Origin of the sequence: Paraburkholderia xenovorans LB400 (assembly GCF_000013645.1) — a bacterium.
GTDB classification, from domain to species: Bacteria; Pseudomonadota; Gammaproteobacteria; order Burkholderiales; family Burkholderiaceae; genus Paraburkholderia; species Paraburkholderia xenovorans.
This window is the reverse complement of sequence record NC_007951.1, coordinates 2,432,873-2,451,631: the sequence shown is the minus strand read 5'-3', so window position 1 is coordinate 2,451,631 and position 18,759 is coordinate 2,432,873. Positions and strand designations below refer to the sequence as shown.

Genomic DNA, 18,759 nt, shown 5'->3' with positions numbered 1-18,759 from the left:
GCTGCGGTTGCCTGCGGTTGCCTGGCTGCGTTACCTGGTTATGCGAATGAAGCGCTCATGTTTCGCCCGTCAAGGCTTCCAGCGGTACATCATCACTTTGCCGCGCGCGTCTTCCTCGACGAACACGAGGTACTCGCCATTGCCGCGTCTGGCGGCGCTGATGCCGTTCGGCACATCCACCCAGCCCGACGCGCGCCCCACTTCCGGGCCCGGCCGGATCACGCCGATTTCCTTGCCGCTGTCCTTGTCCCACACGTGTACCGCGCCGACCGGTTCGACGCCGAAGAGGTATTGCCCTTCGACCGTCAGGCCGATGATGGTGGCGATGGGTTTGCTCTGCGTCTGCCACGGCAGCGTGATCGCATAACGCTGCACCGGATTGCCGCTCGACCATTTGTCGTAGCGCACCAGCACGCGGCCCACTTCTTTCCAGAAGCCGCGATCGACCGGCGTATCGGGCGTATAGCCCGTCACGTACAGGGTGTCGGTGTCCGGGTCGTAGATCGCGCGATGCAGCTCCGTGAACGGCTGCGGCACCGGGTACTGCGTCATGTTCGAATACGAGTAGACCGGATTGCCCTTCGTATCCAGCCCGCCGAACCGGAAGCGATAAATGCCCTTCGTATCGCGCGTGCGCCAGATGTCGCCGGCGGTGTCCACCCACCAGCCCCAGCCGCCCGCGAGTTTGGTGCCGGTCGTGTTGAGCGTGAATTCGTCGGCGTTGAATCTGCCGTCGCCGTTCGCATCGCGCCAGATCCAGTCGCCGCCCGGCGGCGCATTCGGCACCTTGGCCACCGCGCGCTCACGCCCCGCGATGAAGCCCGAAGGAATCGCCGTTTCGCCGTCATGCTGCGGATCGAAGCGATAGATCTTCAGATGGTCCGCATACATGTCAGTGAGATACAGGAAGGTGCGGCCCTTCAATTTGCGGGCAATCGGCAGACCCGGATACTGATCGGTGTGAAACACCGGGTCGTCCGGATACTTGAAGCGATTCGACAGAAAACCCGCGTATTTCCAGTCCTGTCCGGCAGGCTTCGACAGATCGAGCTCGAAGCGCTTGTTGCCGGTATAGACGCTGTCCGGGCGCGCCGGATCGATCCATGCGCCGTCGACGAACAGCAGCCCCTGCACCTGCCAGTTCTGTTTGCCGTCCGGCGCGTAGCTTTCGAGCGTCGCGCCGAGGCCCGCGCCGATCGGGTCATAGCGCGGACCGATGCCGTTGGTCGACACATACACGTTGCCGCGCGCATCCACGCCCACGCCGGTCAGCCCATTGAACCGTTGCGGTCCCGGTTTGCCGGCGACGCCGCTGAAAATCCCGCCGCGCTCGCCGAGCGAACCCGACTCCGTATAACGGCCGTTATTCCTGCTGAAATACAGCACCTGCTGACGCGGACCGTTGTCCGCGATCAGCACGCGGCCTTGTGCATCGACCGCGATATCCACTGCAACCGTTCCGCCAGGCAGCGTGAAGTTTTCGTCGATACGCTTGCCCGCCGCCGTGTAGTGTTCGACACGCGGCGCGGCGTCGTTGCGCGTGCCGCTCAATACCCACAGCGTGCCGTCCGGCGCCAGTGCAATACGGCCCGGCTCATGCACGCTCCAGGTGCTCTTCTGCTGCATCGACTCCGCGTCGTACACCTCGATACGATCGCGCGCCGTGTTGGCCGCATAGAGCGTGGTGTCGTTCGCCGCGAGGCCGCCGATTTCGGCGCTCGTGCCGGTCGGCACTTCGTTCATCATCAGGAAGCCGGCCGCCAGTTGCGCATGCGGATCGGCGCTTTTCGCGGCGGGCTGGAACGGCGCGGCGCGTTTCGGATCGGCGATCTGCCGGCGCGAGATGCCGAACCACTGCTTGCCCTTCTCCGGCCACACGCCCTGCTCGACCAGCCGTCCTTTCTCGTTGCCGACCGCGATCGCGACGAACTCGTACTTGCGATTCACCGCGACCGCGCTGCCGCCGCTGTTGCCCCAGCCGTGCGTGCCGCCCGCGAAGCCGAGCATCTTGCCGTTCTGATAGACGCTCGCTTCCGCGCCGCTTTCGTCCCACGGCGCGTTCGTATAAACCTTGCCGTCGGGCGACACCGCAATAGCGGTGATGTTGATCTGCGCCCATGTGCCGTCGCCGAAACCAAACGTATTGCCGATCCACGACGTTTTCGCGTTCAACGCGGTTTCCGCATGCACCGCGAAACTGACCGATTCCGCGGTCAGTCCCGCAGCGCACGCAAATACGGCGAGCCAGCTTTTGAACGTGAAACGGGGCAAGGTATTTCCTCCAATCAGCGCCGCGCCGCACGCGGGCAACGAGACTCGCGCGGCTACATAACCCGGTGAAATGACGGTACGAATCGCAGTCGATCTAGCGGCGCAAGCCACGGGAAGCCATGCAAGGACATGAGACACATTCGTGCGGGATAGGACTCGGGATTCGGGAGCCGGGACTCGGGCTGGCCCTCAACAGGACGGCCGCCGCGAGTCCGGTGGTCCGGCAGCCAGGCGAAAGCGCAAAGCCCGCGAGCCATCCCTCGCCATCCAGTCAGCACGGCTCACATTACGCGGAAAAAACACCGCGACGAAAATCGAAAATAATTCAAAAATATTCGACGCTTTAAGCGTCGTGAAAGAAACTGATTTAAAAATCGATTAAAACTAAATCGTCTCCGGCGCCTAACGCCGCGCGTGCTTCGCATCATCCTTACCGATCTTTCGCGGCACGAACTGCACTTATTACATATCCCGCACCCATTCGGCACCACCATAAAAATTCATTGAGAAAGGCTAACGAAACACCCTGTTGCAATCTGATTCATTTATCCAATTCATTCCCGTTTTTTCACGATTTTATTTTCCCTAGAATCGATTGCACTTCCGTTGCGACGCGAAGCGAGCGCGCCTGTTCTTCGCAACCCTCGCGCGACGCTTCGCCCGGCCCATCCGCTTCACACTATGGACGGTTCATGACTGCCAGCGCACTGCCCTTAGCGCCCTCTCACTCCCGCCGCATCGTGCAGCTCGACGGCTTGCGCGCCATCGCCGTGCTCGCCGTATTCGCGCAGCACGCACTGAAAGCGCCGCTGTGGATGGGCGTCGATCTGTTTTTTGTTTTGAGCGGCTTTCTGATCACCGGCATCCTGCTCGAACGCAAGGCGCGCGGGCAGTCGTATTTCGGCTATTTCTACGCACGCCGGGCACGCCGCATCCTGCCGCCGTACGTGCTGTTGATGGTGGTGTCGTCGATTCTGTTCGGCTTTGGCTGGGCGCAGCACTGGCAGTGGTATGCATTCTTCGCGACCAATATCGGCGACGCGCTCAACCAGAGCGGTCACGACAGCCTGAATGTGCTGTGGTCGCTCGCCGTTGAAGAGCAGTTCTATATTGTCTGGCCGTTCGTGATCCTGCTCCTGCCCGAACGCGTGCTCGGCTACGTGGCGGCCGCGTTGATCGTGCTGGTGCCGGTTCTGCGCGCGGTAGCCACGCCCTGGTTCGATTCGTTCTGGCCGATCTATTACCTCACACCGTTCCGCATGGATCTGCTCGCGGCCGGTGCGTTGCTCGCGGTTGCCGTGCGGCGCGACCGCAACGCGCTCGAACCGTTCAAGGGTCTCGCCGTGCTGGGACTGTTCGCGGCGCTGGCGGTGCTGGCCTGGCTGCATCTGCACTTTCCGCGCTTTCGCGCGGCGAATACGCCGCTTTCGAATGCCGGGCTCTACAGCGTTTCATTGGTGCTTTGTACTTCCGTCGTGGTCATCGCCCTGCAAAGCAAGGGCATCGTCAAACGGCTGTTGTGCAATCCCGTGCTGGTCTATATCGGCACGATCAGCTACACGGTCTATCTGATTCACCTGAGCGTGCTGTACACGCTGTGGCCGCTGCATCTGAACCGCTATGTGACCGCCGCGCTGGCGCTCGCGATCACGCTCGCTTACGCCACCATCACACGGTTCGCGTTCGAGAAGCGCCTGATTTTCGGTTCGGCGGGCAAGGTGCATGCGCCTGTGCAGACACCAACGCATTCGCAGGCTGCGACCGGCGGCGGCGTCAGCACGGCGCCGCAAGCGCCGCAAAGCCGCGCATGAAGCGCCGCGCATGGCTCGTTGCCGGCATGTGGATGAGTGCGTCGATGCTGGCGCCGACTGATGCCGCCGCGGCGCCGGGCCCGCGTACGCAGGTGCTGATCGAAGCCTACGGCGATTCGACCACGCTCGGCATTACGTGCAGCGACGGCCATTGCGGCCCGCAGGCGCAAAACGCCGTGTCGTATCTGCAGGACGAACTGCAGGCACGCCACGGCGAACGGGTGCGCGTCACGAATTACGGCGTAGGCAACACGATGGCGGCGCAACTGCGTGACGGCACGGGCAATCGGCGCGCCGGCCCGACTGCCGGCCTGCCCTGGCAGGAACGGCTTGCCTTCTCGCCCGCGCAGATCGTGCTGATCAACTACGGCATCAACGAAGTGATGCAGAACCAGACGCCCGAACAGTTCTACACGGCCGAGACGGCGCTCGTGAAAACCGCTCGCGCGCTCGGCAAGGAGCCGGTTCTGCAGACCGCGAACCCGATGCCCGACAACCGCCTCAACGCGCGGCTCGCCACGATGGTCGCGATGACGCGCCGCGTGGCGGCCGAGCAGCAGGTGCCGCTGGTCGATCAGTTCGCCTATATCAGCAGCCTGCCGGACTGGAAGACGTTGATGTCCGACGGTGCGCACCCCAAGCCGGGTTTGTACCGGCTGAAGGCCGGGCAGGATTTTCAGGTCGTCGAACCGCTGGTGCGGCGGCTGCTGGACGGCTCGCCTTGAAGCGGTTTTTCAAGTGCGTTTCGCGCTTTGTTTGGAGTGTCTTTGGTGTCTTTGGGTGCCGTTAGCGCTTGCGAAACGTGCTTCTGAGATGCGCTTCCGGGTGTGCCGATGAAATGCGCCTGACCGGCGCGACCGCTTCTTCTTTTTCTTTTAACAATCACGAAGGCAAGCTATGAGCCAACCACGCAAAGCGATCATCACCGGCGTATCCGGACAGGACGGCGCCTATCTGACCAAACTGCTGCTCGACAAGGGCTACCACGTGACCGGCACCTACCGGCGCACGAGTTCCGTCAATTTCTGGCGTATGCGTGAGCTGGGTGTGCTCGATCATCCGAATCTGCGTCTGGTCGAACACGATCTCACCGATCTCGGTTCGACGCTGCGGCTGCTCGAAGGCGCGCAGGCCGACGAGTTGTACAACCTCGCCGCGCAAAGCTTCGTGGGCGTTTCGTTCGACCAGCCGGTGACGACCGCCGAAGTAACCGGCATCGGCGCGCTGAATCTGCTCGAAGGCATCCGCATTCTCAACCCGAAGACGCGTTACTACCAGGCGTCCACGTCGGAGATGTTCGGCCTCGTGCAGGCCGTGCCGCAACGCGAGGACACGCCCTTCTATCCCCGCAGCCCCTATGGCGTGGCCAAGCTGTTCGCGCATTGGTCGACGATCAACTATCGCGAATCGTATGGGCTCTTTGCGAGCAGCGGGATTCTGTTCAATCACGAATCGCCGCTGCGTGGGCGTGAATTCGTCACCCGCAAGATTACCGACACCGTCGCCAAGATCAAGCTCGGCAAGCAGGACGTGCTGGAGCTGGGCAACATGAGCGCGCGGCGCGACTGGGGCTTCGCGCTCGAATACGTGGAAGGCATGTGGCGCATGCTGCAAGCCGATGAGCCGGACACCTTCGTGCTCGCCACCGGCCGCACCGAAACGGTCCGCGATTTCGTGCGCATGGCGTTCGCCGCGGCGGGGTATCAGCTCGAATGGTCGGGCAAGGAAGAGCGCGAAACGGGTATCGATGTCGCTACCGGCAAGACACTGGTGCGCGTGAATCCGAAGTTCTATCGGCCGGCCGAAGTGGATCTGCTGATCGGCTGCGCGGACAAGGCTCACGAGAAGCTCGGCTGGAAACCGGCAACCACGCTGGAACAGCTGTGCCACATGATGGTTCATGCGGATCTGGGGCGCAACGAGCATCACGAGACGTTCTGATTCGACGGGGCGGCAGCCGAGCCCCCGCCAGCGCGGCGGGTCGGCTGGCCCATTGTTCGTCAACGCAAAAATCGCGAAGCATGGTGGATGGTCGTGGATCAGTGCGTCTTCAAGAATAAGACTTTGCGACCACGTCTTTCAGGCAAAACATTGGAAATTGTCGGCTCCGCCGTTTGCCCTTTGCCAGAAATGTATCGATAGATGACGTACCTTCCATTCGCTTCACTGCCGCGATCTTGAATAACCACGAGCATCTCGCTGTCCCCGAGGTACACCCAGCGAGGTAGAGCCTTCTCCGCAAAGTAAATCCTTTCGTCTGCGTGAGTTCTTGGGTTCCGGCGGATCGCGACGCCCTTCAGATAGGGCGGCCCATACTCCAATGCAAAAATCAGCGTCCTGTCAATGCAGGTTGACAAGACAATGCGACCGACAAAGTCGCTGTCTGGCATGTCGAGGAACGCGCGCTCGGCTTTATTCCCAACTTGCACGAACAAGGCGTTTCCATCTGGCCCACTCGATCTGGCCTTTAGTGTCGCGCGACTACCGTCACTGAGAGCGCACGAGACGACCGGACGCAACTGACTGGCTCCGTCTGCGCGCGCGTCAATGGTGACGGTGCCGGCCGCAGCCAACGCGACAGCAAGGACAACGGCTTTCATTTCACCATGTCACGAAGTATCTGCATTGAGTCAGGATCATCTCGAAGTTTCGTAGCACATGCACTGATCTTTTTCAGGTAGATACCGTTCGCGACACCGCGATACCGCTTGTGGTGGACGAAGGCATCAACCGTCGTGAGATCGATGGTCCTCCTGCCCCGCATTCATCGCCACGGGAAAATTTTGAAAATGAGAAAGGAATTTTCATACAGCCGCGACTGGCGATGTGCCCCGCTCAGCCCTCAATGCACCCCACCCGCCGCAATCGCCTCCCCATACACCGACGCCACCCGTTTCGCGATCACCGAGTTATCGAAGTTCTCACGCGCATAACGGCGGCATGCTTCGGCATCGGGTAACTTCAGCGTGCCGTTGAGCGCGCCCGCCAGACCATCCGCGATCGCCTTCGCGCCCGTCTCCGGCAGCACCAGATTCGGCGACAAACCCGCCACCGCTTCCGGCAAGCCGCCGACCGGTGTCACCAGCACCGGCGTGCCCGAGGCCAGCGATTCCACCGTAATCAGCCCGAAACCCTCCAGCGCGACCGTCGGCACCACGCTGATGTTCGCCGCGCGATACAACGCCGCCAGATGCTGATCGGGCACGAAACCCAGCAGCTTGACGTTGTCCTCCAGACCCGCCTCGGTAATGCGCGCCTGCAGTTCGCCTTCGAGCCGCCCTTTGCCGGCAATCAGCAGCAGCACGTCCGGCGCGCTGCGCTTGAGCAGCTTCACCGCGTCGATCAGATCTTCGAGGCCCATGCGGCGCACCAGGCGCCGCACCGCCAGCACGATCGGCCGGTCTTGCGGCAATTGCAGCCGCAGGCGCGCCTCGGCGGGCGAGATCGGCAGATTGAACTGCTCGACATCCACGCAGCCGGGCACGACGCGCACCCGCTCCGGCGCAATGCGATAGCGCGAGGTCAGAATCTTGCCGAACGCCTCGGACAACACGATCAGCCGCGACGAACGCGCATAGACCGATTGCTCCAGGTAACGCTTGGCGCGCTGGCCAAGCGAGTCGGCGCCTTCCACGTGACTTTCGTCGGCCCACGGCCCCTGAAAATGCGAGACCTGCGGTATGCCGCGCGTCACGTCGAGACCCGGAAACGTGTAGAGCGCGAAGTGCGACGAAATCACGTCCGGGCGCGACTTGCCGATCTCCTCTCGCAGCGCGCGGCGCGCGGCCATCAGGCGCAACGGCAGCGATTGCGCGGCCGAGCCGAAGCCGTTGATCGCGCCACCGGTGTCGGCGGCCACTTTCGGCGAGCCGGCCACCACGCCGCGCACCGCGACGCCCGCGCCCGGCAACGCGCCCACCAGCGAGTAGTACATGCGGTCGAGGCCGCCCGCGCGCTCGGGGAACCAGTGCATCCCGATCTGCAGCGATTTGATGGAGCTTGTCGTCATGATTGTGACCCCTGTGCGTTCTGAGAGTTGTGATGATGAAGCGCCGCATACGTCAGCCGGCTGGTTGAAACCCGCCGCGTCATTCCGCGCTCTTCTGGCCGGCCAGCGTGTTCAGCGTCAGCGCGTCGTTTCTGGCGACCGCCGCTGCCTCCGCCTCGCTGCGCCGTCGATCCTTCTGCTGCCCCGCCAACTGGCGATACAGCGCGATGTATTGCGCGGCCATGCGCGCCCAGCCGAAGCCGGTCGCGAGTTCGTTGGCGGCGACACCCATCGCGCGGCGCTCGTCGTGATTTCCGGCGAGACGCGCGATCGCCTCGGCGAGCGCCTTGGGATCGTCCGGATCGTCGAGCACGATGCCGCATTCCGGCGTGATGATTTCAGCGCCGCCCGCGGTGCGCGCGGTGACCACCGGCAAACCGGCCGCCATCGCTTCGAGCAGCGACAGGCTCATCGCTTCGTAGCGCGACGGGAAGACGAAGGCGTCGACCGAATGCATCAGCACCGGCATCTCTTTCACGAGCCCGAGAAAATGCACGCGGTGCGCGATGCCGAGCGCCTTCGCCTGTTCCGGGTACGGGCTGCCCGGCAGAAAACCGGCCACCGCGATCTGCACGTGCTCCGGCAGAAACCTGAGCGCGGCGAGCACGGTGCCGAGGTTCTTGCGCGGCGTGCGCAGGTCGCCGACGAACAGCAGCAGGAACGCGTCTTTCGGCAGGCCGAATTTCTCGCGGTCGCCGGTGGCCGCCGCGAAGCCCTGCGTATCGACGCCGTTGTAGATCACATCCACACGGTTATCCGGCGTGAGGCCGATCGCGCGGATTTCGTCGGCGACCTTTTGCGACACCGCTGTGATCACCTTCGAGCGCCGGTAGGCCCAGCGTTCGAGCAGCGCATTGCAGCGCGTATAGACCGACTGATACGCGGACCACACGCCCTTGGTGAGCCCGAACGGGTAGTACTTGCTGCCGAACCAGCCGCTATGCACGAAGTGCGAGGTGTTGACGTCGGCGCGCATCCACGTGATGAAGCCGTTCACATGCAGCACGTCGTATTCGCGGCGATGCGCGCGCAGCCACATCGCGCTTCTGAACGCGAACACCTGCTGGCGCAGCAGATTGGTGGGCCACCAGCGGCCGATTTTCACCGGCACCCAGCGGACGTTCGGATGCGCGAGCAGATCGGGCGCGACATGCGAGGCGACCAGCGTGACGCCGATGTTCTCGTCGAGCGCCGCGCGCGCGATCTCGTGGTTGACGCGCCCCTGGCCGTCGTTATGGCGCACAACGTGCGTGACAATGGCAACTCTCAATCAGTGCCTCCGTGAAGTAATAGCGTGCGATATGACGTACCTGCGCGGTTCAGTTTTTCGTAATGCACCGCGGAAAGGATCGAAAAAACACTCATGAAAAGCAGCAAGCCGCCCGTGCCCACCAGCGAATTGGTGAACACCAGCATCGCGAAGGTCGCGAGACTCAGGCTCAGGCAGGCGGAGACGAATTTGTCGTTGCGCAGCTTGAACGACGCGAGCACGGCGCGTGTCAGGATCCAGACAATGCCGGACATGTAGAGCAGCGTGCCGGGCCAGCCGAGCACGAACGGAATGTTCATCACGCCGCTGTCGAAGTTGCCGTACTGGCCGAGCTGGCCGCCGTCGTTCGAGAGCTTGGTGGAGGTGCCGGTCGCGCCCATGCCCTCGCCGGACACATCGGTAAAGGCGGTTTTGGCGAAGGTCGCATAGAATTCGTTACGCGCCGCATAGCTCTGGTCGTCGTTCAGGTTGACGATGGTGGTGAGGCGCGCCTGCATCCGCTCGGCAACCGGGCCGACCGCCAGCAGCGGCACGCAGAGCCCCGCCAGCAGCACCGCGCTGGCGATGATGCGCACCCGCACCTTGTTGTTCGATTTGACGAGCTGGATCAGCAGCGCGATGACCCAGCCGCCCCAGGTCGAGCGCACGAGGCTCAGCGCGAACGCGAAAAAGCCGAGCGCCGCGGCGATCCAGCGTACCCGGTGCGTGGCCGCCATCACGAACACCATCGCGCCCATCATCGCGAACGCGAACGGTCCAGACGAATTCATCGTGCTGAACACGCGCACGCCCATCGGCACGGGGTCGCCTTGCGAGTTCATCTGCGAGCCGAGCATCCACAGCGCGTCCCACTGCGGCATGATGAAAAACTGCACGAGGCCGTAGCCGCCCATCACCAGCATGCCCCAGATGAACGTATTGACGATGGTGTCGCGGTACTTCGGATACTGGCGCGTGTGCGCCATGATGTGAAAGCCGATCAGGATCGGATAGAGCCAGTTCGCGAGATCGTAGGTGGCCGCGAGCGGTCCGCTCGACATCACGCCCACCAGGAACGCATAGATCAGCCCGAGCAGGATCAGCAGCACCGGCAGGCCGCGCCGCTGCGCGAGCAGCTTGTAGTAGCGCAGCAGCGACAGCGCGCTGATCATCGTCACCGCAAGCGGCGCAACCTGGATCAGGCTGGTCGGCGTGAACGAGCCTTTGGACCAGTCGGCCAGACGCCGCACTTCCGGGCTCAGGAACCACAGCCACCACATGAAGCCGATGTAGCGCGCCGGGCTCCTGAAGTAGAGCCACAGGCCCGTCAGGATCGCGAGCATCGGAAACGCGAGCGTGAGCACCGTGCCCTGATGCGCGCCGATCAGCAGCGCCGTGACGAGCCACAGCAAAGCCTCCGGCAGCCATTCCTTGCGGGTACGGGACGGCGCCCGTCCCGCGCTGTTCGAGCCGCTGTTCGAGCTATCGGCGCTTCGCGCGATCGTCGACATCGTTCAGAGACCTCCACGCGACTGGCGCGCCGACCGCTCGGGCTCGGCCACTGCCGCCGCCGTCGTCGCCGCAGCCGCAGCCATGCTGGCCGCCGGGCGCGCGCGCGTCGCGGCCCTCGCGCGCAGCATCTCCTGGGTGATCCGCACATGCTGCATCGCGTAGTGCTGCGTGGTCAGATCGCGCGACAGCAAACCGGCCGCGGCCGCCTGCGCCTGGCGCAACGCGTCCGCCGGTGCGGCGGCGAGCTGGTCGACCGCTTCGCGCAGTGCCCGCGGATCGAACGGCGGGATATAGAACGCCTCGCCCGCCGGGAAATAATCCTGCAACGCGCCGACATTCGTCACCACCATCGGCTTGCCAACCGCCGCTGCTTCGAGCATCACCGTGATGCCCGAGGCGTGCGAATTCGGCCGCAGCGGCACGACGATCACGTCGGCCCAGTCGTACAGTTCGTGCTGCTTCCTGATGCCGGAGAACAGCGCGATCTCGACGTTGGGCGCGCGCAGCGACGCGGGAATCCGGCGCCGCGTAGCGAGCTTCACGGTATAGCGCGCGTCGTTGCCGAATGCCTGGATGAGCGTCTCCCAATCGCGGTCGCGATCGTTGCCGATGGCGGCGATGCGGATCGGCGTGTGCGGCGTCCACTCAACAGGGCTCCTGACCGGAAAATCGCGCGTATTCAGGCCGTACAGCAGCGGCCTGGCGTCGCGATCGAAATAGCGCCGGCACAATTCGGCGTTTTCGCTGGCGAGCGTGGTGAGCTGATCCGCGCGCTTCATCAGCTTGCGATACAGCCAGCTGCGCAGCACGCCGTACGAAGGCCACTTGTCGAGCAGCCACACGCTTTGCGCGAGCAGCAAGGGGCCGCTATCGGTGCCCGCCTTGCGGCCGCTCAGCAACAGCATGAGCGCGGCCGAGAGCCATTCCTGCTCGGTATGCGTCCAGATCACGTCCGAGCGCAGCATCTCGGCGCGATTGCGCCACGTATGGATGAAGTCGAAGCCGAGCGCGGCCTTCAGCGCACGGCGCAGCAACCGCACCGGCTTGCCTTCGCGGGCGTCCTGCGAATAGGTCAGCGCGAACGCGTCGGATTCGGCGTGGTGATAGCCGTACAGGCAGCCGATATTGTCGCCCGGCCGGTAAAAGCGCGGATCCGCGCCGTAAAACAGATGAACGTGGACTTTCGTACTCATGCAGACACTCCGCTCTGCCGGTGGAAAGGGGCATCGGCGGCCCGCATGCGGGCTGCCGACGCGCGAACGCGCTGCGTGAACGTAGGGAACGCGGAACTCACGCGGCGCGGGACAGCGCGCGGCGCGCTTCGTGGGCGCCGGTGCGCACCGCACGCCAACGCGTGAGCTTCAGGCCGGCCTGCTTCGAGAGCAGCGCGAGCGCCGCATGCGTGAGCCCCGGATAAACCCGCGTGCCGACCAGCGTCCACCACCACCAGGCGGTTTCGCGGCGCAGCGGCGGCAACTGGTCGAGCAGAATCAGATGGAAGTTGAAGGCGGCGTTGCGCAACGCGGTCATGGTTTGCGCGTCGCGCCGGTCGTCGTCGAAACGCTCGGCGGGAAAGTGATCGACCGCCACGCGCGGGTCGTACATCAGCTTCCAGCCGGCGTTCTTCACCGCAAGGCTGAAGGCCATGTCGTTGTGGACCTGCGCGCCCGCGCCGCGCAGGCGCGCGTCGAAGCGGATGGTGCGCACCGCCTCGCGGCGATAACTCATGTTCGCGCCTTTCAGAATATCGACTTCGCGCGCACCGCCCACGCCGAGATGATGATTGCCGATGATCTTGCCGTGGGCCGTGACCTTGCCCACCAGCGGCCGCTCGCCGTCGAGCACGCGGCCTTTCTCGTGCACCCAGTCGCGTCCGCCGAGCGCGCCGAGGCGCGCGTCGCCCTCGAATGCGGCCGCGATGCGTTCAACCCAGTCGGCGTGCGGCGCGGCGTCGTCGTCGGTGATCGCGATCACGTCGCCGTTGGCCGCGTCCAGTCCGCGATTCAGCGCCGCGACCTGGCCGGGCACTTCGACGAGCGCCACCGAGAGCGGCAGCGCGCCCGGCACGGCCGGATCGCGCAGGCAGGCATGCGTCGCTTCGTCGTCGGCGCGCGCCACTACCACCACTTCGTCGGGCAGGCGCGACTGCCGTTGCAGCGCGGCGAGGCAGCGCGCCAGATCGGCCGGGCGTCGGAAAGTCGGAACCAGTACCGTCACTTTCATCGTGATGTCCTTTTTAATCGTCGTTGCGCGAAGACCGGATTGCATCCCGAAACGCATCCGGCTCAGGTGCTCAGGTATTCCTGAACCGCCGCATAGCCCCGGTCGTAGCCGCCGCGCGAACGCGCCGGCATGCCGTTGAAAATGCCGCCCTGCACGTGCACGCCGGCCGCGCGCAGACGCTTGAGCGCGTCGGCGATTTCGCCCTCGCTGTGCACGCCCGAGCGCATCACGAAGAAGGTCGATCCGGCATACGCGCCGATGATCGACGCATCGGTCACGGCCAGCACCGGCGGCGTATCGATCATGATCACGTCGTAGCGCTTGGCGAGACCTTCGAGGTATTGCGGCAGGCGCGGCGACATCAGCAGCTCCGACGGATTCGGCGGACGGCGGCCGCACGAGATGAAGCTCAGGCCCTCCACATTCGAGCTGCGAATCGCTTCTTCCAGCGAGATCTGGCCGCTCAGCAATTCAGAGAGACCGTTATCCGGCACACCGCCCAGATAGCGTTCGAGCACACCGCGGCGCATGTCGCCGTCGATCATCAGCACACGCTTGCCCGAATTCGCGAGCAGCACCGCGAGGTTGACCGTCAGGAAGCTCTTGCCGACGCCGGCCATCGGCCCCGTCAGCATGACGATGCGGTTCTTCGCGTCCATCATGGTGAACTGCATGGAGGTGCGCAGACTGCGCAGGCTTTCCACCGTGACGTCCTTCGGCCGCGCATTCGCCAGCACCGAGCGCAGGCGTTCGCCGCCGCGCAGGAAGCTGCTTTCGAGCACGGCCTGTTCGGCGCTTTGCGGTACGAGGCCGAACACCGGCAGGTGGAACGCACGCTCGATGTGATCGGGGTCGTCGATGCCCTTGAACATATTGCGGCGCAGGAACACGAAGCCGGTGCCCGCGATCAGCCCGAGAATCACCGCCGCCGAGAGGATCAGCGCCTTCTTCGGCTTGACCGGCACGCCCGGGCGCAGCGCGGCGTCGACGATATGCACGTTGCCGCCGGTGCCGGCCTTCTGCACCGACAACTCCTGCACCCGGTTGAGCAGCAGCACGTAGATGTCTTCGGCCACTTTCGCGTCGCGCTGCAACTGCACGGCCTTCACTTCGGTGGCCGGCAGATCGCGGAAGCGGTCGGCGTATTTGGCGCGCTGCGCCTGCAATTCGGCCATCTGCGCGCGCGCGGCCACCAGCATCGGGTGGTCGTCGCCGTAACGCTCGGTGAGCTGCGCCATCTGCAGGCGCAAGCCGGCGATCTGCTGTTCGTACTGCATGCTGCCTTCCAGGTACACCTTGGCTTCGTCGCTCGCGTTGATCGAGCCGGACTGACGCTGATACGCGGTCAGCGCGGCTTCGGCGCGTTCGAGGTCGGCCTTCAGGCGCGGCTCTTCGCTCTTCAGGAAGTCGAGCATCTTGCTCGCGTCGGCCTGCTTGTTCAGCACGTGCTGGCGCACATACGACTGGGCGAGCGCGTTGGCGACCAGCGCGGCATGTTCCGGGCTCTTGTCTTCCAGCGAAATCTGGATCACGCCGGTCTGCTTGCCCTGCTCCTGCACCGTGATGGCCGACTGGAACGCGGTGATCGCGTCGAGGTCGTTGGCGCGCATCACCGTGAATTCCTCGCCGGGGCGCGCCACCAGTTTGTTGACCGTCATGGTCACGCCGCCGCCCTGTTCCTGCTGGCCGACGACGCCGCGCAGCAGCAGCGCGCCGTTGGTCGCATACAGTTCGTAGTGCTGGTCGTCCAGCACCTTCATGGTCAGCTTCTGACCTTCCAGCGCGGGGATCACGTCGATCGAATCGACGTCGGCCTCTTCACCGCCCCATGCGTACGACGACAAGCCCAGCCACGGACGCGCCGGCTGACCCGGCGTCGCCATGCGCGCGGCGATGCTGCCGAGCAGCGGGAAGGTCTTCGGCGTGACGCTGAAGTTCAGTTTGAGCTGCTGCACGACCGGGCCGACCACGCCGCGGCTCTTGATAATTTCGATCTCGGCGTCGGTCGGCAGCGCGGTCGAGCCGGTGGTGATCGCCGCGCCCGTTTGCGTCTGCGTGAGCGCCTGTGACGTGTTGTCGGACTGCTCGACCCGCACGTGCGCATCGGCGGAATAGATCGGCTTGGCGAGGAAGCAGTACGCACCCGCAATCGCGACGATCACGGCGGCGATGGCGATCAGCCACCAGATGTCGTCGAGGATCACCTGCAGCAGTTGCCCGAGGACGACGTCCTCTTCTTCGGTCTTGATCGGACCGGCCATGTGTGGAGAGATCTGGTTGCTCACAATTCGCTTCCCGTATCGGTTACATCGCGTTTGCTTCGGTCCCGCGCCGCGTCCCCGATGGGCGGCGCGGCGCGGGCCTGACGACAGCGGTTCAGATGATCAGCGCGTCAGCTGTTTCAGGTAGAACAACGTCTGCACAGTCGGCAGCACCTGCTGCAACACACGGTTGAAGGTGGTCGACGCAGCGGTGCCCACGTACACGACATCCAGCGGCTGCAACTGGAATTGCGAGGACAGCATGATGGCGTCCGGCTGCGTCATGTCGAGGCGATACACGTCCGGCGTGGTCGGGTGATCTCTCATGCCGCGCATCACGAAGATCTGACGCGGATTGGCGTCCGTGTCGAGAATGCCGCCGGCCTGCGTGAGCGCGTCGGCGATCGTCATGCGCCCCCTGATGATCGGCAGCTGGATCGGCGTCTTCACTTCGCCCATCACGAAGATCCGGCTGTCGGTGCGGTCCGGTACGTTGATCACGTCGCCGTTTTGCAGCATCACGTTCTGCGTGGTGTCGCCGCGATCGAGCATGCGGTCGGCGTCGAGTATGTAGAGCTTGTTGTTGCGCGTGAGACGCACGCGCTGAATATCGGCGTCCGCATTGGTGCCGCCCGAACGCGTGATCGCGTCGACCAGCGTGAGCGGCACGTCGCTCACCGCGAGCGGGCCCGGCGTCTTCACTTCGCCGGTCACCTGCACTTTCTGGCCGCGATACGACAGCACGCGCACGTCCACCTGCGGATTGCGGATATAGCGCACGAGTCCGGTGCTCAACTGATCGCGCAACTCGCTGACGGTTTTGCCGGCGGCGCGAATGCGGCCGACGAACGGGAAAAAGATCGTGCCGTCGGCGGCAATGGTCTGGCCGTACGGATCGGCCTGCCCCGGCAGCGCGGCCGTGTACGGCTGCTGCAACGCGCCGCCGATCGACTGCGTGGTGTTGCCGCCCGCCGACAGCGTGCTGCCCTGCGGCGTGGTCAGTTCCGGGTGATCCCACACGGTGATGCCGAGAATGTCCTGCGGCGCGAGCCGGTACACATACTGCGACGGGTCGCTCACGGTGGAGGTCGGCAGTACCTGGATCTTCGCCGCGGCGGCTTGCGCCTGCGCGGTCACGACATTCGCGTCGATGAGATGGACCGGATAGGTTTCGGCGGGTTGACTGTCGTGCTGGCCGTCGTCTTTCAGACGGGAGGTATCGAGGTAGTTGCCAGGTGCGGTGGCGCAGGCCGACAGAAAGGACGTCAGCAAAAGCGTGGCGGCGAGTCCGGACCTGAAATTCGTCGACTTGCCGTCCGTGAACGGGTGTGCAGTGAGTTTTTTCATCAGCATATTTTTTTCAGCCATCCCATGACCAGATGTTCGATGAGCACGAGACTCTCCCTATAAGCGGTTTCCGCCCCGCCGTGCGGATCGGCGACGTCGGAATCCGCTTCCCACTTGCCGAGCGGATAGACCTTGCCGCGCGAAGCCGGATCGAGTGCTTCGACGTCGCTCACCTGCGCGCGCTCGGTGACCAGCACCAGATCGGCGCTGCGCACGAGTTGCCGGTCCAGACGCCGCGCGTAGTGGATGCCCGAGGCGACGCCCTGCTCGGCGAGCAGGCGCCGCATCACGGGGTCCATGCCGTGACCGTTCACGGCACGCAGACCCGCCGAATGAAACGCGATCGGCTCCGCGTGCGAACGCGACGCCGCCCGTTGCCGCGCCTTGAACAGCATTTCGGCGGCAGGCGAACGGCACACGTTGGCGTGGCAGACGATCAGAACATTGGCAAACATGGCGGGCTCCGTGATGAGGCGCGTGACGGCGGCTGAGCGGGTGCTTGACGGTGCAATGGCGGCGCTCCGGCGGCAGCTCAGCGGCCGGCTCCGGCGGCATTCAGCGCCGGCACATGCGCGAGCGGCAAGCCGTTCGCGCCGACCTTCGCCGGGGCGCTGCGCAGCGCGTGCTGACGGCCGATTGCCTGATACTCGATACCGAGTTCGAGCAGCGCGTCCGGCTCGTACAGGTTGCGGCCGTCGAAAATCAGCGGCGTCCTGAGGATCCGTTTGAGCGAATCGAAGTCCGGGCTCTTGAACACCTTCCATTCGGTGAGGATCACCAGCGCATCCGCGCCTTCGGCGGCTTCCATCTCTTCCTTCACGAACGACAGGCGCGCATGCTGCTGCGGCACGTCCTTCAGATCCAGCGCGAACACCCGCTTCGATTCGTCGATCGCGACCGGATCGTATGCCTTCACGCGGGCGCCGCGGCGCAGCAGTTCGGCGATCAGCGGACGGCTCGGCGCTTCGCGCATGTCGTCGGTATTCGGCTTGAAGGCGAGGCCCCATACGCCGAAGGTGCGGTCGGACAGGTCTTCGCCCAGACGCGAGACGATCTTCTGCGCGAGCACCTGCTTCTGCGTGTCGTTGACCGCTTCCACCGCTTCGAGAATGCGCAGATTCGCCTTGTGGTCGGCGGCCGTGCGGATCAGCGCCTGCACGTCCTTCGGAAAGCACGAACCGCCGTAGCCGCAACCGGCATACAGGAAGTCGTAGCCGATGCGCGGATCGGACCCGATGCCGCGCCGCACCGCCTCGATATCCGCACCGACGCGGTCGGCCAGATTCGCGAGTTCGTTCATGTACGAAATACGCGTGGCGAGCATGGCGTTGGCCGCGTACTTGGTGAATTCGGCCGAGCGCACGTCCATGTACAGCGTGCGTTCGCGATTGCGGTTGAACGGCGCGTAGAGGCGCTTCATCAGCTCGCGCGCTTTTTCACCCGGCACGTCTTCGTCGCAACCGAGCACGATCCGATCGGGCCGCGTGAAGTCTTCCACCGCCGCGCCCTCTTTCAAGAACTCGGGATTCGACACCACTGAGAACATGTGCGCAGCGTTGCGGCCGGCCAGTTCGGCAGCGATCACGTCACGCACGCGCGAGGCCGTGCCGACCGGCACAGTGGATTTGTCGACGATCACCTTGAAGCCCGTCATATGGCGGCCAATGTTGCGCGCGGCGGCCAGCACGTATTGCAGGTCGGCGGATCCGTCTTCGTCGGACGGCGTGCCGACCGCGATGAACTGGATATCGCCGTGCGCGACCGCCGCTTCGACGTCGGTCGAAAACTTCAGGCGGCCGGCCTTGCGATTGCGCGCGATGATCTCCTGCAGACCCGGTTCATGGATCGGCACGCCGCCGTTGTTGAGCACGTCGATCTTGCGCTGATCGACGTCGAGACAGAACACGTCGTGGCCAATGTCGGCCAGACACGCGCCTGTCACGAGGCCTACGTAGCCACTACCGATGATCGTCAGGTTCATGTATTACACCTCGCAGAATTGAATCCAGTAAAAAGTCACATGACGCGTGACCGAAG

Annotated in this window: 14 protein-coding genes; 3 read left to right on the top strand and 11 right to left on the bottom strand. The window is 64.3% G+C overall.

All coding sequences use genetic code 11. The features are described 5' to 3' along the window. Positions 1–69 precede the first annotated feature (69 nt). On the bottom strand, positions 70–2,271 hold the full coding sequence (locus BXE_RS10935) for a hypothetical protein (RefSeq protein ID WP_011488357.1): 2,202 nt from the start codon (positions 2,269–2,271) through the stop codon (positions 70–72). Between the two features lie 692 nt (positions 2,272–2,963). Here BXE_RS10935 and BXE_RS10930 point away from each other — a divergent pair. From BXE_RS10930 to gmd, 3 genes are all read left to right on the top strand, one after another. Further along, positions 2,964–4,082: an acyltransferase family protein gene (locus BXE_RS10930; protein WP_011488355.1), complete on the top strand. Its 1,119-nt coding sequence runs from the start codon at positions 2,964–2,966 to the stop codon at positions 4,080–4,082. Further along, a complete protein-coding gene (locus BXE_RS10925; protein WP_011488354.1) occupies positions 4,079–4,807 on the top strand; it encodes an SGNH/GDSL hydrolase family protein in 729 nt (242 codons plus the stop codon). Before BXE_RS10930 ends, BXE_RS10925 begins: the two co-directional genes overlap by 4 nt. A gap of 172 nt (positions 4,808–4,979) precedes the next feature. Continuing rightward, positions 4,980–6,023, top strand: a complete 1,044-nt coding sequence (gmd, locus tag BXE_RS10920; RefSeq protein ID WP_007181954.1) for a GDP-mannose 4,6-dehydratase — start codon at positions 4,980–4,982, stop codon at positions 6,021–6,023. Between the two features lie 98 nt (positions 6,024–6,121). On the opposite strand, the gene BXE_RS10915 is transcribed toward gmd, so the two are convergent. The 10 genes from BXE_RS10915 to BXE_RS10870 form a co-directional block, all read right to left on the bottom strand. Beyond that, positions 6,122–6,682 carry a hypothetical protein gene (locus tag BXE_RS10915; RefSeq protein ID WP_011488353.1) on the bottom strand — a complete coding sequence of 187 codons (561 nt, stop codon included), beginning with the start codon at positions 6,680–6,682 and terminating at the stop codon, positions 6,122–6,124. 242 nt (positions 6,683–6,924) lie between these two features. Further along, positions 6,925–8,091, bottom strand: coding sequence for a glycosyltransferase family 4 protein (locus BXE_RS10910; protein WP_011488351.1), 1,167 nt, complete (start codon positions 8,089–8,091; stop codon positions 6,925–6,927). A gap of 79 nt (positions 8,092–8,170) precedes the next feature. Next, positions 8,171–9,400: a glycosyltransferase family 4 protein gene (locus BXE_RS10905; RefSeq protein WP_011488350.1), complete on the bottom strand. Its 1,230-nt coding sequence runs from the start codon at positions 9,398–9,400 to the stop codon at positions 8,171–8,173. After that, positions 9,397–10,890: a glucose-6-phosphate isomerase gene (locus BXE_RS10900; RefSeq protein ID WP_011488349.1), complete on the bottom strand. Its 1,494-nt coding sequence runs from the start codon at positions 10,888–10,890 to the stop codon at positions 9,397–9,399. Before BXE_RS10900 ends, BXE_RS10905 begins: the two co-directional genes overlap by 4 nt. A gap of 3 nt (positions 10,891–10,893) precedes the next feature. Then, positions 10,894–12,084: a glycosyltransferase gene (locus tag BXE_RS10895; RefSeq protein ID WP_011488348.1), complete on the bottom strand. Its 1,191-nt coding sequence runs from the start codon at positions 12,082–12,084 to the stop codon at positions 10,894–10,896. Positions 12,085–12,181: 97 nt separating this feature from the next. Further along, positions 12,182–13,114: a glycosyltransferase family 2 protein gene (locus tag BXE_RS10890; RefSeq protein ID WP_011488347.1), complete on the bottom strand. Its 933-nt coding sequence runs from the start codon at positions 13,112–13,114 to the stop codon at positions 12,182–12,184. Between the two features lie 62 nt (positions 13,115–13,176). Continuing rightward, positions 13,177–15,375: a polysaccharide biosynthesis tyrosine autokinase gene (locus BXE_RS10885; protein ID WP_038457942.1), complete on the bottom strand. Its 2,199-nt coding sequence runs from the start codon at positions 15,373–15,375 to the stop codon at positions 13,177–13,179. Between the two features lie 123 nt (positions 15,376–15,498). Continuing rightward, entirely contained in the window at positions 15,499–16,728 is a 1,230-nt protein-coding gene (locus tag BXE_RS10880; RefSeq protein ID WP_038457944.1) for a polysaccharide biosynthesis/export family protein, read from the bottom strand. Then, positions 16,722–17,177: an exopolysaccharide biosynthesis protein gene (locus BXE_RS10875; RefSeq protein WP_007181961.1), complete on the bottom strand. Its 456-nt coding sequence runs from the start codon at positions 17,175–17,177 to the stop codon at positions 16,722–16,724. Before BXE_RS10875 ends, BXE_RS10880 begins: the two co-directional genes overlap by 7 nt. A 77-nt stretch (positions 17,178–17,254) precedes the next feature. Beyond that, positions 17,255–18,703, bottom strand: a complete 1,449-nt coding sequence (locus tag BXE_RS10870) for a UDP-glucose dehydrogenase family protein (protein WP_011488344.1) — start codon at positions 18,701–18,703, stop codon at positions 17,255–17,257. Positions 18,704–18,759 lie beyond the last annotated feature (56 nt).

What these genes read in the sequence shown, in the direction of transcription:
- BXE_RS10885 (WP_038457942.1), bottom strand. Translation starts at nt 15,375, where the DNA reads ATGGCCGGTCCGATCAAGACCGAAGAAGAGGACGTCGTCCTCGGGCAA.
- gmd (WP_007181954.1), top strand. Translation starts at nt 4,980, where the DNA reads ATGAGCCAACCACGCAAAGCGATCATCACCGGCGTATCCGGACAGGAC.
- BXE_RS10870 (WP_011488344.1), bottom strand. Translation starts at nt 18,703, where the DNA reads ATGAACCTGACGATCATCGGTAGTGGCTACGTAGGCCTCGTGACAGGC.
- BXE_RS10930 (WP_011488355.1), top strand. Translation starts at nt 2,964, where the DNA reads ATGACTGCCAGCGCACTGCCCTTAGCGCCCTCTCACTCCCGCCGCATC.
- BXE_RS10915 (WP_011488353.1), bottom strand. Translation starts at nt 6,682, where the DNA reads ATGAAAGCCGTTGTCCTTGCTGTCGCGTTGGCTGCGGCCGGCACCGTC.
- BXE_RS10890 (WP_011488347.1), bottom strand. Translation starts at nt 13,114, where the DNA reads ATGAAAGTGACGGTACTGGTTCCGACTTTCCGACGCCCGGCCGATCTG.
- BXE_RS10925 (WP_011488354.1), top strand. Translation starts at nt 4,079, where the DNA reads ATGAAGCGCCGCGCATGGCTCGTTGCCGGCATGTGGATGAGTGCGTCG.
- BXE_RS10880 (WP_038457944.1), bottom strand. Translation starts at nt 16,728, where the DNA reads ATGCTGATGAAAAAACTCACTGCACACCCGTTCACGGACGGCAAGTCG.
- BXE_RS10895 (WP_011488348.1), bottom strand. Translation starts at nt 12,084, where the DNA reads ATGAGTACGAAAGTCCACGTTCATCTGTTTTACGGCGCGGATCCGCGC.
- BXE_RS10900 (WP_011488349.1), bottom strand. Translation starts at nt 10,890, where the DNA reads ATGTCGACGATCGCGCGAAGCGCCGATAGCTCGAACAGCGGCTCGAAC.
- BXE_RS10875 (WP_007181961.1), bottom strand. Translation starts at nt 17,177, where the DNA reads ATGTTTGCCAATGTTCTGATCGTCTGCCACGCCAACGTGTGCCGTTCG.
- BXE_RS10910 (WP_011488351.1), bottom strand. Translation starts at nt 8,091, where the DNA reads ATGACGACAAGCTCCATCAAATCGCTGCAGATCGGGATGCACTGGTTC.